Origin of the sequence: Rahnella sp. BIGb0236 (genome assembly GCF_004364755.1) — a bacterium.
In the GTDB taxonomy this organism is placed as follows: Bacteria; Pseudomonadota; Gammaproteobacteria; order Enterobacterales; family Enterobacteriaceae; genus Rahnella; species Rahnella victoriana.
In genome coordinates, this window is the sequence record NZ_SOAO01000003.1 from 210,344 (window position 1) to 225,894 (window position 15,551).

At 54.5% G+C, this 15,551-nt stretch carries 14 protein-coding genes; 6 read left to right on the plus strand and 8 right to left on the minus strand.

The features are described from left to right. The first annotated feature begins 183 nt into the window (after window positions 1-183). Complete coding sequence (locus EDF78_RS07820; RefSeq protein WP_095922996.1) at window positions 184-1,137, plus strand: aldo/keto reductase; 954 nt, start codon at window positions 184-186, stop codon at window positions 1,135-1,137. Window positions 1,138-1,209: 72 nt separating this feature from the next. On the opposite strand, the gene yegD is transcribed toward EDF78_RS07820, so the two are convergent. The 3 genes from yegD to tal all read right to left on the minus strand — a co-directional run bounded on the left by yegD (window position 1,210) and on the right by tal (window position 5,759). Further along, window positions 1,210-2,562, minus strand: coding sequence for a molecular chaperone (yegD, locus tag EDF78_RS07825; protein WP_119822653.1), 1,353 nt, complete (start codon window positions 2,560-2,562; stop codon window positions 1,210-1,212). A gap of 221 nt (window positions 2,563-2,783) precedes the next feature. Further along, window positions 2,784-4,778, minus strand: a complete 1,995-nt coding sequence (tkt, locus tag EDF78_RS07830) for a transketolase (protein ID WP_133822860.1) — start codon at window positions 4,776-4,778, stop codon at window positions 2,784-2,786. A 30-nt stretch (window positions 4,779-4,808) separates the two neighbouring features. Continuing rightward, the gene (gene tal, locus EDF78_RS07835) at window positions 4,809-5,759 is read right to left on the minus strand and encodes a transaldolase (RefSeq protein WP_095922993.1); all 951 of its coding nucleotides are present in this window, start codon (window positions 5,757-5,759) and stop codon (window positions 4,809-4,811) included. Between the two features lie 414 nt (window positions 5,760-6,173). Between tal and maeB the strand changes: the two genes are divergently transcribed. Continuing rightward, window positions 6,174-8,453 (plus strand): NADP-dependent oxaloacetate-decarboxylating malate dehydrogenase, encoded by a 2,280-nt coding sequence (gene maeB, locus EDF78_RS07840; RefSeq protein ID WP_133822861.1) that lies wholly within the window; start codon window positions 6,174-6,176, stop codon window positions 8,451-8,453. Window positions 8,454-8,496: 43 nt separating this feature from the next. On the opposite strand, the gene EDF78_RS07845 is transcribed toward maeB, so the two are convergent. The 4 genes from EDF78_RS07845 to amiA form a co-directional block, all read right to left on the minus strand. Beyond that, window positions 8,497-9,444, minus strand: coding sequence for a nucleoside hydrolase (locus EDF78_RS07845; RefSeq protein WP_095922991.1), 948 nt, complete (start codon window positions 9,442-9,444; stop codon window positions 8,497-8,499). Between the two features lie 54 nt (window positions 9,445-9,498). Continuing rightward, the gene (locus tag EDF78_RS07850) at window positions 9,499-9,948 is read right to left on the minus strand and encodes a YaiI/YqxD family protein (protein ID WP_095922990.1); all 450 of its coding nucleotides are present in this window, start codon (window positions 9,946-9,948) and stop codon (window positions 9,499-9,501) included. Continuing rightward, window positions 9,948-10,931: an oxygen-dependent coproporphyrinogen oxidase gene (hemF, locus tag EDF78_RS07855; protein WP_133822862.1), complete on the minus strand. Its 984-nt coding sequence runs from the start codon at window positions 10,929-10,931 to the stop codon at window positions 9,948-9,950. Before hemF ends, EDF78_RS07850 begins: the two co-directional genes overlap by 1 nt. A 73-nt stretch (window positions 10,932-11,004) precedes the next feature. Continuing rightward, window positions 11,005-11,889, minus strand: coding sequence for an N-acetylmuramoyl-L-alanine amidase AmiA (gene amiA, locus EDF78_RS07860; RefSeq protein WP_119822648.1), 885 nt, complete (start codon window positions 11,887-11,889; stop codon window positions 11,005-11,007). Between the two features lie 277 nt (window positions 11,890-12,166). Here amiA and EDF78_RS07865 point away from each other — a divergent pair, with 277 nt between their 5' ends. Continuing rightward, window positions 12,167-12,592 (plus strand): GNAT family acetyltransferase, encoded by a 426-nt coding sequence (locus tag EDF78_RS07865; protein WP_095922987.1) that lies wholly within the window; start codon window positions 12,167-12,169, stop codon window positions 12,590-12,592. Window positions 12,593-12,715: 123 nt separating this feature from the next. On the opposite strand, the gene EDF78_RS07870 is transcribed toward EDF78_RS07865, so the two are convergent. Further along, complete coding sequence (locus tag EDF78_RS07870) at window positions 12,716-13,114, minus strand: YgiW/YdeI family stress tolerance OB fold protein (protein WP_195817543.1); 399 nt, start codon at window positions 13,112-13,114, stop codon at window positions 12,716-12,718. Window positions 13,115-13,317: 203 nt separating this feature from the next. Between EDF78_RS07870 and EDF78_RS07875 the strand changes: the two genes are divergently transcribed. The 3 genes from EDF78_RS07875 to EDF78_RS07885 all read left to right on the plus strand — a co-directional run bounded on the left by EDF78_RS07875 (window position 13,318) and on the right by EDF78_RS07885 (window position 15,481). Further along, complete coding sequence (locus tag EDF78_RS07875; protein ID WP_095922985.1) at window positions 13,318-13,761, plus strand: DUF2919 domain-containing protein; 444 nt, start codon at window positions 13,318-13,320, stop codon at window positions 13,759-13,761. A gap of 85 nt (window positions 13,762-13,846) precedes the next feature. Further along, window positions 13,847-14,476: an RpoE-regulated lipoprotein gene (locus EDF78_RS07880; protein ID WP_095922984.1), complete on the plus strand. Its 630-nt coding sequence runs from the start codon at window positions 13,847-13,849 to the stop codon at window positions 14,474-14,476. Between the two features lie 105 nt (window positions 14,477-14,581). Continuing rightward, window positions 14,582-15,481 (plus strand): Dyp-type peroxidase, encoded by a 900-nt coding sequence (locus EDF78_RS07885; protein ID WP_133822863.1) that lies wholly within the window; start codon window positions 14,582-14,584, stop codon window positions 15,479-15,481. Window positions 15,482-15,551 lie beyond the last annotated feature (70 nt).

A 15,551-nucleotide genomic window follows, 5' to 3' on the forward strand; every position in this document is an offset into this window, starting at 1 on the left:
AGAATGTTTCAACAGAAAATGGAGGAAATAAGGAGAGTCTTTCCCATTTTTTGACAATTCTTCTGACAATAAAGAATAGCGTTCAGCCTGACATTTTATATCAAAATGCTAAGGTTGACCTTTGACCATAAACCGTTCGCACGCAAACTAAGTGTAATCTGACCTTATGAAAGGGAGAGAATGATGAGCAAAAGAGAACTGGGTCGTTCAGGTATTCAGGTGCCGTTGTTAACCTTCGGTGGCAATGTGTTTGGCTGGACGGTGGATCAGGCCGCCTCGTTTAACCTGCTGGATGCCTTACTGGATCACAAACTGAATTTTATCGACACGGCAGATGTGTACTCGAGCTGGGTTGAAGGCAACAAAGGCGGAGAATCTGAAACCATCATCGGCAACTGGCTGAAAAAAACCGGTAAGCGTGACCAGGTCATTCTTGCCACCAAAGTCGGTAAGCCGATGGGGGAAGGCAAAGTCGGGCTGTCGCCCCGCTATATCAGAGAAGCCGTCGAAGCGTCACTGAAACGCCTGCAAACGGATTATATCGATTTGTATCAGTCACATGATGACGATGCCGATACGCCACTGGCTGAAACCATGGCGGCATTCGATGCGTTGATTAAAGAAGGCAAGGTGCGTGCCGTCGGCGCGTCAAACTACAGCGCACCGCGTCTGGCCGAAGCGTTGAAAGTCAGTCAGGAAAACGGGCTGGCGCGTTATGAAACCCTGCAACCGCAATACAATCTTTATGACCGCAAAGTGTATGAAGAGGCACTGGAGAAAGTGGTGCTCGATAACGGCTTAGGCGTGATCAACTTCTACGGGCTGGCCGCCGGATTCCTGACCGGCAAATACCGCACCAAAGCCGATGCCGCTAAGAGCAAACGCGGGGAAAACGTGGTTGCACGCTGTCTGAACGAACGCGGTCTTAAAGTGCTGGCTGGGTTGGATCAGGTGGCTGAGAAGCACGGCGCGCAACCCGGGCAGGTGGCGCTGGCCTGGCAGATTGCGCGTCCGGGCATTACCTCGCCGATCGTCAGTGCGACCTCCCTGCAACAGCTGAATGAACTGGCGCAGGCCGCGACCCTGAAACTGGATGACGCGGATATCAAAACGTTAAATGACGCCAGCGCCTGGTAAATCCGGTTTCTGAGACATAAAAAAAACCGCCTTCAGTCTCAGGCGGTTTTCGTTTTTCTGCACCGTGACATCTTAACGGAACAGCGTTTGTGCCCAGCGCGCCAGACCGGCGGTGACGGAGCCAAAATCATTGCCCCCGACCAGCGGGATCCCCGGCAATTGTGCCTGCAAAGCCGCACGCAGCAGTGGCGAACGTGCGCTGCCACCCGTCAGATAAATGACGTCCGGTTTAATGTCGCTGCTGGCCAGTGCCAGACTGACCTGTTCCTGAATTCGTTCCAGCGGCTGAGAAATTGCTTCACTCAGTTGCTGCTGGCTGATGGTTTCGGCCAGACCGGATTCAATGAAGTCCATCGCCGCCGTCACGCTTTCACGTTCAGAAAGCGCAATCTTACTTTCTTCTGCCGCGCGGACCAGACGGTAGCTCAGACGCTGTTGATGCACTTTCAGCAGGCGTTTGATTAGATCCGGTTGCGCCGCATCGCGGATTAAATCACGCAACATGCGGCCATTCGCCACGCTGTAGAAATCCAACTGCGCCGGTACGTCATTGGTTGCTACCGCATTCCAGTAAGGCAGCGCCGGGATGGCGATCCCTTTTTGGGTTTCGCTGCCCATCCCAAACTGGGGGGTGAGCTGTTTGAAGGCGGTCATGATATCCAGATCGTTTCCGCCGACGCGGCAACCACTGTGGCCGAGCAGGCTGCTCTGACGCTCTGCTTTATCGCGCCATTGCGGACCCATCAGCAGCACCGAGCAGTCGGTGGTTCCGCCGCCGATATCCACCACCAGCACGGTTTTCTCTTCCGTCAGCGTGGCTTCGAAATCCAGACCTGCCGCAACCGGCTCAAACTGGAAAGCGATATCGCGGAAACCTGCGCGTTCAGCCGCACGCTGCAAAATACCCTGTGCCTGCGCATTCGCGTCTTCCCCGCCCATGCCCTGAAAGTTTATCGGGCGACCGATAACCGTCTGCTCAATGCTTTCCTGCAGGACGGATTCAGCCTGACGCCTGATGTGGTACATCATCGCGCAGACCAGATCTTCAAACAGGGCAATTTGCTGTGGTTTCAGGCCATTTGCGCCCAGGAAGGATTTCGGCGAGCGAACAAAGTACACCTCTTCCGGATCTTCCATGTAGGTCGCCAGCGCCTGCAAACCGAAGTTCACGCTGTTGGCATTAACCGGAATATCTTCCTCACGGTTAAAGCTGATACTGCGGCGCAGCAGCGCCAGATTTTCATCACTGCCCGTCGGAACCTGTCCGTGACGGTTCAGCCATTCGCTGACCGCTTCACGTGTCGGTGCACAAAGCATGGAGGGTAAGTAAGGATCGTTATTTTCGAGCGCCAGAAGATGAGCGTTATTATCACGCATCACCGCCACGGAGCAGTTCGCTGTACCGTAGTCAAATCCAATAAACATCATTGTTCCCCATGCCAAAGAAGGGACGGGACTTTACCGGAGAGACGCAGATTGAGCAAGATGAAAACCGGGGTTTTCCTGATGGCGTAAAGCAGTATTTTGTTCCCGTGTTTGCTGTGAAACTCACCCCTTCGCAGGGGTGAGAGCAGATCGAGCATTTACTCCTCCCCCTGCGAAGGGGGAGGCGGGGAGCGGGTTTACCGACCACTCATGACTTTCTTTTACTTCAAAAGCGCCTGCGCTTTCGCGACCACATTATCCGCTGTAAAACCGAACTCCCTGAACAGTTGCTCTGCGGGTGCCGATTCCCCGAAGGAGGTCATGCCGACAATGGCTCCGTTAAGGCCGACGTATTTGTACCAGTAATCGGCGATACCGGCCTCAACGGCGACACGCGCGGTCACGGCTTTTGGCAGCACGGCTTCACGGTATGCCGCATCCTGCTGATCGAAGACATCGGTAGACGGCATGGACACCACGCGCACTTTGGTGCCAGCAGCGGCCAGTTTATCTGCGGCCTCTACGGTAATGCCGACTTCCGAACCGGTGGCAATCAGGATCACCTCCGGCGTGCCGTCAGAATCTTTCAGCACATAACCGCCGCGCGCCACGTTTGCCAGTTGATCAGGCGTACGCGGCTGCTGGGTTAAATTCTGACGCGAGAAGATCAGGGCAGAAGGGCCGTCAGTTCGCTCAATGGCATATTTCCACGCCACCGCTGATTCCACCTGATCACCCGGCCGCCAGGTGTTCATGTTTGGCGTCACGCGCAGGCTGGCCATTTGTTCCACCGGCTGATGCGTCGGGCCGTCTTCACCCAGACCGATGGAGTCATGGGTATACACGAACACGTTGCGGATTTTCATCAGTGCGGCCAGACGTACGGCGTTACGGGCATATTCGACGAACATCAGGAAGGTCGCGGAATAAGGCAGGAAACCGCCATGCAGGGCGATACCGTTGGTGATGGCCGTCATGCCGAATTCACGTACGCCGTAGTGGATGTAGTTACCGGCCTGATCGTCACCGATCGATTTCGAGCCAGACCACATGGTCAGGTTACTTGGCGCAAGGTCAGCGGAGCCGCCAAGGAATTCCGGCAGGATTTTACCAAAGGACTCCAGCGTATTTTGCGAGGCTTTACGGCTGGCAATATTGGCCGGTTTTGCCTGCAATTCTTCGATGTATTTCTGCGCTTCGCTTTGCCAGTTGGCAGGCAGTTCGCCACTCACACGACGATCAAATTCGGCGGCCAGTTGCGGATAGGCTTTGGCATAGGCGGCAAACTTGTCGTTCCAGGCTTTCTCTTTCGCTTTACCGGCTTCTTTGGCATCCCATTGGGCGTAAATATCCTGCGGTATTTCAAACGGAGGATAGTTCCAGCCAATGTGTTTGCGGGTGGCAGCGACTTCATCGTCACCCAGCGCAGCGCCATGCGCGCCGTGGGTACCGGCTTTGTTCGGTGAGCCGAACGCGATCACAGTTTTGCACAGCAACAGCGACGGTTTGTCGGTCACCTGGCGGGCTTCTTCGATGGCGGCTTTTACGGCGTCAGGATCATGACCGTCAATGCCACGGATCACATGCCAGTGGTAGGCTTCAAAGCGTTTGGCGGTGTCATCGGTGAACCAGCCTTCCACATGGCCGTCGATGGAGATCCCGTTGTCATCATAAAACGCAATCAGCTTGCCGAGTTTCATGGTGCCCGCGAGTGAACAGGCTTCGTGTGAGATGCCTTCCATCATGCAGCCATCACCGAGGAAAGCGTAGGTGTAGTGGTTCACGATGTCGTGATTTTCACGGTTAAACTGAGCCGCCAGCGTGCGCTCGGCAATCGCGAAGCCCACGGCGTTAGCGATCCCCTGACCCAGCGGGCCGGTGGTGGTTTCAACGCCCGGCGTATAACCGAATTCGGGGTGTCCCGGCGTTTTGGAATGCAGCTGGCGGAAATTCTCCAGCTCTTTCATTGGCAGGTCGTAACCGGTTAAATGCAGCAGGCTGTATTGCAGCATCGAGCCGTGTCCGTTGGACATCAGAAAGCGGTCACGATCGGCCCATTTCGGGTTGGTCGGGTTGTGATTCATATAATCACGCCACAGCACTTCGGCAATGTCAGCCATGCCCATCGGGGCGCCGGGGTGGCCGGAATTCGCTTTCTGAACGGCGTCCATGCTCAGGGCGCGGATCGCATTCGCTAGTTCTTTACGAGAAGGCATATTCACTCCATCTGGTTATTCAATACAAAACTACAGTTGTGCTGACAGCACATCTTCGAGTTTTTTCTGGTCGGTGGCGAACTGGCGAATACCTTCTGCGAGTTTATCCACGGCCATCGCATCCTGATGATGTTCCCAGAGGAATTCTGCCTGTGTCAGTGGTGCGGGTTTTTTGCCACCCTTATCCGATGGCTGCAATTTACGTTCAACCGGTGCGTCACTGGCTTTAAGTTCTTCCAGCAGGTTGGGTGAAAGGGTCAGGCGATCACAACCGGCCAGTGCCAGAACCTGTTCCACCTTGCGGAAACTGGCGCCCATGATGACCGTCTCGTAGCCGTGAGATTTGTAGTAATCGTAGATAGTACGGACAGATTTCACGCCCGGATCTTGTTCCACGTCGTAGGCGGCATTCGGTTCTTTGGCTTTGTACCAGTCATAGATACGGCCAACGAACGGGGAAATCAGGTAAACACCGGCTTCGGCGCAGGCGCGTGCCTGGGCAAAGGAGAACAGCAAGGTCAGGTTACAGTTGATGCCTTCTTTTTCCAGTGCTTCAGCGGCTTTGATGCCTTCCCATGTGGAAGCCAGCTTGATGAGAATGCGTGATTTGTCGATACCCTGATCCTGATACAAGCCAATCAGTTTGCGGGCTTTTTCGATACACAATTCGCGGTCAAACGACAGGCGGGCATCGACTTCTGTCGAGATGCGCCCCGGAACGCTTTTCAGGATTTCCACACCGATATTCACGGCCAGCTTGTCTGTGGCATTGACCACCTGAGTCTCTTTGCTGCCGCCCTGCTTACGGGCATAGTCCAGCGCGTCTTTAATCAGGTTTTGGTATTGCGGCAGGTCGGCTGCTTTGAGGATCAGCGAAGGATTGGTGGTCGCATCCTGAGGCTCGAAATGACGGATAGATTCAATGTCACCGCTGTCGGCAACGACGGTGGTGATTTTTTTTAGTGCGTCTAACTGGTTCATCTCTTAGCTCCTTGGCAAGAAAAAACGATACAGCAATAAGGTCGTCCGACTCTCTTTCGTAGGGCTCCTACCCTGCATCATTCGGTTAACAAACTGAATGCGCTTTTTCTGATTACTGCAATGGGTCTCAACAATGACGGCCCCTGTTGCCCCACAAACTGAGCGTCTGACGGGTAAAGCGCAAGGCCAAACTTTAAGCTTAGTTGATTTTTACGAGACGTCTTCCACGAATGAAAAGTAATCAATGTAACGGCGAAATTTTGGTCGTTATCCGCCTCTGGCCGTGGCAGGGTTATCTATACTGGTCAGCGGGAAAAGCCGATGGTGAGATTTCCCCGTGCCCTGTTGTCCCTACAAATGTCCCTACAAAAAGTTGTCTCTACAAAAAATAAGAAACAAGAAAAGGATCCTGCAATGGACGAACAACTCAAACAAAGTGCGCTCGATTTTCACGAGTTTCCGGTGCCCGGAAAAATACAGGTTTCTCCGACCAAACCCCTCGCCACGCAACGTGATCTGGCTCTGGCCTATTCGCCGGGCGTCGCCGCCCCTTGCCTGGAAATCGCCAAAGATCCGCTGGCGGCTTACAAGTACACCGCCCGTGGCAATCTGGTGGCGGTGATTTCCAACGGGACCGCCGTTCTCGGGCTGGGCAATATCGGTGCGCTGGCCGGTAAACCGGTGATGGAAGGCAAGGGCGTATTGTTCAAGAAATTCGCCGGTATCGACGTATTTGATATCGAAGTTGATGAGAACGATCCCGATAAGCTGATCGACGTGATCGCCGCGCTGGAACCGACATTCGGCGGTATCAACCTTGAAGACATCAAAGCGCCGGAGTGTTTTTACATCGAGAAAAAGCTGCGGGAACGGATGAAGATCCCGGTATTTCATGACGATCAGCACGGCACGGCCATTATTTGTACCGCAGCGGTGCTTAACGGTTTGCGTGTGGTCGGGAAAAACATTTCAGATGTGCGGCTGGTGGTGTCAGGTGCCGGAGCTTCCGCCATTGCCTGCCTGAATCTGCTGGTGGCGCTGGGGCTGAAACGCCACAACATCACAGCCTGTGATTCCCGTGGCGTGATTTATCAGGGCCGCGAAGAGAACATGGCCGAAACCAAAGCGGCTTACGCCATTGCAGATAACGGTCAGCGCACGCTTGGCGATGCGATCCCGGAGGCGGACATTTTCCTCGGCTGTTCCGGCCCCGGCGTTCTGACGCAGGATATGGTGAAAACTATGGCGAAGGATCCGCTGATCCTGGCGCTGGCCAATCCTGAGCCGGAGATTTTACCGCCGCTGGCAAAAGCCGTACGGCCTGATGCCATTATCTGCACCGGCCGTTCGGATTATCCGAATCAGGTCAACAACGTCCTGTGCTTTCCGTTCATTTTTCGCGGGGCGCTGGATGTCGGCGCGACCACCATCAATGAAGAAATGAAACTGGCCTGCGTTCATGCCATCGCAGATCTGGCGATGGCGGAGCAAAGCGATGTGGTGGCTTCTGCTTATGGCGAAGAAGAGTTGTCTTTCGGACCGGAATACATCATTCCCAAGCCTTTTGATCCGCGTCTGATTGTGAAAATTGCGCCAGCGGTGGCGAAAGCGGCGATGGATTCTGGTGTCGCCATGCGCCCGATTGTCGATCTGGACGCGTATACCGAAAAACTCACCGAGTTTGTCTATAAAACCAACCTGTTTATGAAGCCGATTTTCTCGCAGGCGAAGAAAGACGCCAAACGGGTGGTGATGGCGGAAGGGGAAGAAGAGCGTGTCCTGCATGCCACGCAGGAGCTGATTTCTCTCGGGCTGGCAAAACCGATTCTGGTCGGCAGGCCGAGCGTGATTGCCATGCGCATTAAGAAACTGGGTCTGCAACTGGAGGCGGGACGGGATTTCGAAGTGGTCAATAACGAATCCGACCCGCGTTTTAATGAATACTGGCGCGAATATTATCAGCTGATGAAACGGCGCGGTGTCTCGCAGGAGCAGGCGCGGCGGGCGGTGATCGGCAATCCGACGCTGATTTCCGCCATTATGCTGTTACGCGGCGAAGCGGATGCGATGATCTGCGGTACGGTCGGCACTTATCATGAGCACTATGACATCGTCGAAAAGGTGTTTGGCTTCCGCCGGGGTACGCATGTAGCCGGGGCGATGAATGCCCTGTTGCTGCCAAGCGGTAATACGTTTATTGCGGATACTTACGTCAATGATGACCCGACACCTGAGCAACTGACGGAAATCACGCTGATGGCGGCAGAAACGGTGAGACGATTTGGCATTGAGCCGAAAGTGGCGCTGCTGTCCCATTCCAGTTTCGGCACCTCCGACAGCCCGGCCGCGCTGAAAATGCGCCGTACGCTGCAACTGATTAATGAGCGTGATCCTGATCTGGAAATCGACGGTGAGATGCATGGTGACGCGGCACTGGTCGAAAGCATCCGTCAGGACATCATGCCGGACAGTCCGCTGAAAGGGTCGGCGAATATCCTGATCATGCCGAACATGGAATCGGCGCGCATCAGTTACAACCTGTTGCGGGTTTCCTGTTCAGAAGGGGTAACGGTGGGGCCGGTGCTGATGGGCGTTTCAAAACCGGTGCATATTCTCACGCCGATCGCCTCGGTCAGGAGGATTGTGAATATGGTGGCGTTAGCCGTGGTGGAAGCGCAAACCGAGCCGCTATAAATCAGCAAGGGCGCCGCAACAGGCGCCCTTTAAAGAGAGTTACTCAGTATTTCACTTCGCCGATACGTTCCAGCGCATCGACGATCAGGTCCCAGAAACGCTGATGATCGAGTTTTACCGCCACTTGTGTATGGCAATCCGGTGGCGGCGGAGCGCGGAAATCCGCGACGGTCATGCCGAGGGTTAAGGTGCCGGTCAGTTCGATATCCACCGGGACTTTTTGCACGGTCATGACATTCGGATCAATCACGTAAGCCACCGCGCACGGATCATGAACAGGTGGTGAATCAAAGCCTTGCCGGTCTTTGTAACTCAGACCAAAGAAATCGAGCAGCTCGCCGACAAATTTCGCAGGCTGTGTCCCCACGGCGGCGATGCGCGCGGCGACGTCCGGTGTAGCCAGTGCCTGATGGGTTAAATCCAGTCCGACCATGGTCAGCGGCCATTTTTCGTTGAACACGATATGGGCGGCTTCCGGGTCAATCTTGATGTTGAACTCGGCGACTGCGCTCCAGTTCCCCACATGATAACCGCCGCCCATCAGCACCACTTCTTTTACCCGTTCCGCAATGCGCGGTTCTTTGCGCACGGCCATGGCGATGTTGGTCAGCCCGCCGGTCGGCACCAGCGTGATGGTTTTCGGCGGATGAGACATGATCAGATCAATGATCAGGTCGATCGCATGAACAGGTTCAAGTGTGATGGCCGCTTCCGGCAATACCGGGCCGTCCAGACCGGACTCGCCGTGGATCTCGTCCGCCACTTCAATCTGACGCACCAGAGGACGCGTTGCCCCCGCAGCGAACGGCACGCCGGTCAGATTAATCACACGAGCGACGGCAAGTGCGTTGCGGGTGACTTTCTCCAGCGTCTGATTGCCAACCACCGTCGTGACGGCCAGCAGTTCGATATCGGGGTTACCGTGCGCCAGTAACATCGCGATAGCATCGTCGTGCCCCGGATCGCAATCAAGGATGATCTTTTTGACCATTTCTTATTCCTTTAATTAATGTAGTGGTACTTCGGTTTCGACAGCCAGACTGGATTATTTTTTGGCTTGTTGCAGCCACTTATCCAGTTCATTGGCAAATTGCTGGCGGTCGCGCTGATTAAGCGCAGGCGGCCCGCCGGTCTGCACGCCGCTGGCGCGCATGGTGTCCATAAAATCACGCATGTTCAGGCGTTCTTTGATGGTTTCCGTGGTGTAACGCTCGCCGCGCGGGTTCAGCGCCACGCCGCCTTTCTCAATGACTTCGGCGGCCAGCGGGATATCGGCGGTGATCACCAGATCGCCCGGTTCGGTGCGTTTCACAATTTCGTTATCGGCGACGTCAAAACCCGCTTCGACCCGCAGGGTGCGCAGATATTTTGACGGCGGCGTGCGGATGATCTGGTTGGCTACCAGCGTCACCATCATGCCGGTGCGTTCGGCGGCACGGAACAGCACTTCTTTGATGACGTTCGGACAGGCATCCGCATCAACCCAGATTTGCATCAGTTTGGCGCTCCGTTTTCAGATAAGCCATTTTCAGCCAGCCAGTCGCGTACCGGCAGAAAATCGCGGTACAGCGCGGCTTCCGGGCTGCCTTCTTCCGGCTGGTAACCGTATTCCCAGCGTACCAGCGGTGGCATCGACATTAAAATGGATTCCGTGCGACCGCCTGTTTGCAGGCCAAACAACGTGCCGCGATCCCACACAAGATTGAATTCAACGTAGCGGCCACGGCGGTAGAGCTGGAACTGGCGCTCACGTTCGCCCCACGGCAGTGTTTTGCGTTTTTCCACCACCGGCAGATAGGCGTCAGTAAAGCCGTTACCGACCGCCTGCATAAAGTTAAAGCAGGCGTCGAAATCCGGTGAATTAAGGTCATCAAAGAATAAGCCGCCGATCCCGCGTGCTTCGTTGCGGTGTTTGATAAAGAAGTAATCGTCGCACCATTTTTTGTATTTCGGATAGACATCGTCGCCGAACGGCTGGCAAAGCTGTTGTGCAGTGAGGTGCCAGTGGCGGGCGTCTTCTTCAAAACCGTAATAAGGCGTGAGATCGAAACCGCCGCCAAACCACCAGACTGGTGCTTCGCCGGGTTTTTCCGCAATGAAAAAGCGCACGTTGGCATGGCTGGTCGGCACATAGGGGTTCAGCGGATGAATAACCAGGGAGACGCCCATCGCCTGAAAGCTGCGTCCCGCCAGTTCGGGGCGATGAGCGGTGGCGGAAGCGGGCAGGGTGGCACCGGAAACGTGGGAGAAATTCACCCCGGCCTGTTCAAACACCGCGCCATTCGTCAGAACCCGGCTTTGACCGCCGCCGCCTTCCTCGCGCACCCATTGATCTTCAGCGAACTGACCTTTGCCATCGGCGTCCGCCAGTTTCTGGCAAATGTGCTCCTGAAGTTTAAGCAGGAAGGTTTTGACTTGCTGGATGTCGGGAATGGATTGGCTCACGGGCAAACTCGCAGACGTTGACTGAAAGGACATTCAGCGCCGTGCGGGCGCTGAATGAGAAAAAAGTGGTCATCAGTATAGCGTGATTTGCTGTCAGTTTGGCAGCTCAGTGGGGTTTACGCTCGTTGGCGTCGAAATAGCTGAAGAAATTCACAATACCCTGTGAAATGGCCTGCGCAATTTCGCGGCGGAATGCCGTGGTGCTCAGTAACTGTTCTTCCTGATGGTTGGTGATAAAGGACGTTTCCACCAGAATCGACGGAATTGACGGCGATTTCAGTACGGCAAAGGCCGCCTGTTCGGTTTGCTGACTGTGAAGATGGTGGATCGGGCGGATCCTGTCGAGCACATGGTGACCCAGCGTCAGGCTGTTTTTAATGGTGTCGGTCTGTACCAGATCAAACAGGACTTGCTGGAGATAATTGTTGTCTTCTTTGGCATATTTCGCACCCGCGACCAGATCGGCATCGTTTTCTTTTTTCGACATGTAACGCGCCATGGCGCTGCTGGCTCCCCGGTTGGAGAGCGCGAAAACCGACGCGCCGGAGGCTGTCGGGCTGGTGTAACCATCGGCATGAATCGAGACGAACAGATCGGCCTGATGCTGATGCGCCAGCTCAACACGCTGATAAAGCGGAATAAAGTGATCCGAATCGCGGGTCAGTTTGACCTCAATATGGCTTTGTTCGCCCAGAAATTCCCGCACATAGTTGGCGATTTCCAGCACCACATGTTTTTCTTCCGAGCCTTCATGGCCGACAGCACCGGAATCTATACCGCCGTGGCCGGGGTCGATCATCACCAGTTTTTTTGCGCCCGGGGGTTTAGGGGCGGGGGCGGATTTGGTGATGTGCTCCTGCTGCGCGGCGCTGGCAGAACGTGAACCGAAAGCGGCAATGGCTAATCCAAGCCCGGACAGTAACAACTGGCGACGGGTGGCGGCGGCAGGGAGAGGCTGGAAATGCAGAAATTTATTCAGGGGGTTTAACATCAGTCCGTTACCGTCAGAAAAAATGCAGAATGCCCTATGTTATAGAGTATCTTTTTTATAGTTTCGATCTGAGAACTATTACTTTTTATGAATATTGTGTCGTGAATGAATCTGTCACCGAATAAATCTCCGTCTGCGGAGAGGCGGCCTGTTGTTTTATGTGAAGATTTTATCGCTGAAAACGGTTCATAAAGTACACAATCTGTGATTTTGATGTTGCGTATCAATCAGATCACGCGATAATCAGATAAACCCCTACTAACAGCGGCGAACAGTGATGGAAATTCGCGTATACCGTCAAGAAGATTTCGAAGAAGTACTGACCTTATGGGAACGTTGCGACCTGCTGCGTCCGTGGAATGATCCTGAGCTGGATATTGAACGTAAAATTAACCACAGCCCTGAGTTTTTCCTTGTGGCGGAAGTGGGCGGTGAAGTGGTGGCGACGCTGATGGGCGGCTACGATGGTCATCGCGGATCAGCCAATTATCTGGGTGTACATCCAGATTATCGCGGCCGTGGCATTGCCAATGCGCTGGTAAACCGTCTGGAGAAGAAGTTAATCGCACGCGGTTGCCCGAAAATGAATTTAATGGTGCGTGCTGAAAACGATGCGGTAGTCAGCATGTATGAAAAACTGGGTTATGAGATTTCGGACACTTTGCTGCTCGGTAAACGACTGATCGAAGATCAGGAATACTGATATACCCGTGTCCTTCAGGTTGCAGATGCGTGGGCTACGCGCACCCGCCCGAATCACTTACTTAGGTAAGCTCATATAAAAAAGCCCCGGCAGGAGTGATCCGCCGGGGCTTCGTTTTCTGCGTTACTTGATCAGTTTTACGCTTTTGACATCCACTTCCACAGAGTTCCAGTCTTTATCGACTTTACCTTCAATGCGGATTTTGTCTTTCGGCGACACGTTCTGTCCCTGCCAGCGTTTGCCATCTATTTCGACATTGAGGGTGCCGGTGTTGTCGCGGAAAATGTATTTATCATGGTCGATGCGCTGATCGATGAACCCTTCCAGCATCACCCACTGATCATCCTTCATGGTTTGCGTGTCTTTCACCGTGCTCAGCGCCGTGGTACCGGTGAAACCGCCCTGCGCGGCAGGCTGGGTTTGCGTTTCCTGCGCCGACGGGCCGTTAAAGCCACCGGTCTGCTGGGCAAACGCGGTTGCGGAACAAAGTGCAATGAGGGTTGCCAGCGTGATCTTCTTCATCATAATAGTCGTCCTTAAGTTAATGTTTCCAGAGCACCGGCAACTATGACATCGTTCAGGATGTGTTGCCGTGTTAGAAACCATTAAAGCAGACTGTTCTTAACAGTTTCTTAAGCGCCTGCCCGACAGAGGTCGATTTATGTCGGGTATGTCCCTGAGCGATGGTTAACTTTCACCTTATTTGCAGGAACGTTGTTCTTTTTATGAACCCGGATGATTATAACGACCACGGTATGTTGCGGTTGCCGCTGTGGTTCTGGACGATTTTGATTTTGCAGGCGCGGACCTGGATATTGTTTGTGATGGTCGGTGCGTCACGTCAGCAGGGCAGTGATCTGCTGGCGTTGTTTTATCCCGAATCGCAGAATTTCTGGTCCGGTATGTTGCTCGGTTTGCCGCCCGCGCTGGTGTTTTTGCTCAGCGGACGCCGTCATCTGTGGCCACGGGTCTGGCAGGCCGGTTACTGGCTGTTGCTGGCCGGTATGTTCATCACCTTTGCCTTGCAGGCGCTGGGTTTGTGGCAAAGTACCGACAGTATTTCAGGTGTGGACATTGTGCTGGCGTTGCTGGATGCCGCCGCGCTGGCTTACTGGTTAATGAGCCGTCGTCTGCGCGCCTGTTTTGATGCCGCGCGCCGTCTGGTCTGAAGCATATTCCATTTGGGGCTGAACTTTCTTACTGAGTAAGTACTCGAACTGGCGCTAAACAATAATGATTCAAGGAGTGTACCGAATGACTGTTCGCCTGCGGGTTCGCCCGCTGTTACTGGCGCTGCCGCTGATCCTGACCGGCTGTTCGTCGATGTCACATATGTCATGGCCAGACGTCTCCTGGTCAGCGATGAATCCGCTTAACTGGTTTGGCAGCAGTGCGACGGTCAGCGATAAAGGAGTCGGTGGGATCACCGCCAGCACGCCGCTGACGGAAACCGCGATCACTGACGCGCTCGACGGCGACTATACCCTGCGCAGTGGTATGTCGATGAGCAACGGCAAAATGCTCAGCTTCTTCCAGGCGATGGATGGCAAAGAGGTGAAAATGTCGATCAGCGGCGAGCCGAAAGGCACGGTGCAGCGCGTTGACGTGGTGGATCCGAAAGTCGAAAGCGAGTGGGGCGTCAAAATCGGTACGCCGTTCAGCGATCTCTACAGCAAGGCTTTTGATGTGTGCGTGAAGGGTGAAGGTGATGACGCCGAAAGCGTCGAGTGTAAAGCGCCGCAAAGTGCTCACGTGACCTATGTGTTCAGCGGTATCTGGCATGGCCCGGATTCGCTGATGCCTTCGGATGATGCCCTGAAAGACTGGAAGGTCAGCAAAATTATCTGGCGCGCCAATCCGGCACAGGCCGCTGCCGCGCAATAAAACGGTTTTCTCCGCTTAAAAAGCCCTCAATGCCTTGCCTTCGCGCAAGGCATTTTTATTGACATCCGGTATGATGACGCCGGTCAAATTAACGAGGATGAGAAGATGACTCAGGTTCAGAGCGGCATTTTACCCGAACATTGCCGTTTCGCGATTTACATTGAAGCGAAAGCTCAGGGTGACCTGGATGCGCTCCGGCAGGGCTGCCGTGCATTTGTGGCCGTACTGGAAGACATGCAGAAAAAATTTCCCACCGAACATCTTGGTGCGGTCGTGGCCTTTGGCAACGATGTGTGGCGTGATTTATCCGGCAACCAGGGCGCGGATGAACTGAAATCTTTCGAGCCGCTGGGCAAAGGTCTGGCGCCCGCGACGCAGCGCGATATGTTGCTGCACATTCAGTCCCTGCGTCATGACGTGAACTTTGCGCTGGCCCAGGCGGCACTGAAAGCCTTCGGCAGTGCGATCACCGTCGAGGAAGAAACCCACGGTTTCCGTGCGCTGGAAGAACGTGATCTGAGCGGCTTTGTCGATGGCACTGAAAACCCGAAAGCGGAAGCCCGCGCGCAGGTAGCGATTATTCCTGAAGGCAGCGTCGATGCTGGCGGCAGTTATGTGATGGTGCAACGCTGGAAACATAATCTGGTGCAATGGGAACGCTTCTCCGTGCAGCAGCAGGAAGAGGTGATCGGCCGTACCAAAGACACCGACGAAGAACTGGATTCAGAAACCCGTCCGGCGACGTCACACGTCAGCCGCGTGGATCTGAAAGAGGACGGCAAGGGCCTGAAAATCCTGCGTCAGAGCCTGCCTTACGGCACTGCCAGCGGTGAGCACGGATTGTATTTCATTAGCTATTGCGCCCGTTTGTGGAACATTGAGAAACAACTGCTGAGCATGTTTGGCGATCTCGATGGTAAACGTGATGCCATGCTGCGCTTCACCCGTCCGGTAACCGGCAGCTATTATTTCGCGCCGTCCCTGACCCGCCTTCTCGCACTCTAAGTTCTCTCAGCGCGTTCCCCGTGGGCGCGCTGTTTCTTTCCCTCCTGTTATTTTCCCCTGCGGTTGTTAA

Bases quoted from the DNA above. Each gene is read 5' to 3' on its own strand.
- EDF78_RS07820 (WP_095922996.1), top strand. From the start codon at position 184: ATGAGCAAAAGAGAACTGGGTCGTTCAGGTATTCAGGTGCCGTTGTTA.
- yegD (WP_119822653.1), bottom strand. From the start codon at position 2,562: ATGTTTATTGGATTTGACTACGGTACAGCGAACTGCTCCGTGGCGGTG.
- tkt (WP_133822860.1), bottom strand. From the start codon at position 4,778: ATGCCTTCTCGTAAAGAACTAGCGAATGCGATCCGCGCCCTGAGCATG.
- tal (WP_095922993.1), bottom strand. From the start codon at position 5,759: ATGAACCAGTTAGACGCACTAAAAAAAATCACCACCGTCGTTGCCGAC.
- maeB (WP_133822861.1), top strand. From the start codon at position 6,174: ATGGACGAACAACTCAAACAAAGTGCGCTCGATTTTCACGAGTTTCCG.
- EDF78_RS07845 (WP_095922991.1), bottom strand. From the start codon at position 9,444: ATGGTCAAAAAGATCATCCTTGATTGCGATCCGGGGCACGACGATGCT.
- EDF78_RS07850 (WP_095922990.1), bottom strand. From the start codon at position 9,948: ATGCAAATCTGGGTTGATGCGGATGCCTGTCCGAACGTCATCAAAGAA.
- hemF (WP_133822862.1), bottom strand. From the start codon at position 10,931: ATGTCCTTTCAGTCAACGTCTGCGAGTTTGCCCGTGAGCCAATCCATT.
- amiA (WP_119822648.1), bottom strand. From the start codon at position 11,889: ATGTTAAACCCCCTGAATAAATTTCTGCATTTCCAGCCTCTCCCTGCC.
- EDF78_RS07865 (WP_095922987.1), top strand. From the start codon at position 12,167: ATGGAAATTCGCGTATACCGTCAAGAAGATTTCGAAGAAGTACTGACC.
- EDF78_RS07870 (WP_195817543.1), bottom strand. From the start codon at position 13,114: ATGAAGAAGATCACGCTGGCAACCCTCATTGCACTTTGTTCCGCAACC.
- EDF78_RS07875 (WP_095922985.1), top strand. From the start codon at position 13,318: ATGAACCCGGATGATTATAACGACCACGGTATGTTGCGGTTGCCGCTG.
- EDF78_RS07880 (WP_095922984.1), top strand. From the start codon at position 13,847: ATGACTGTTCGCCTGCGGGTTCGCCCGCTGTTACTGGCGCTGCCGCTG.
- EDF78_RS07885 (WP_133822863.1), top strand. From the start codon at position 14,582: ATGACTCAGGTTCAGAGCGGCATTTTACCCGAACATTGCCGTTTCGCG.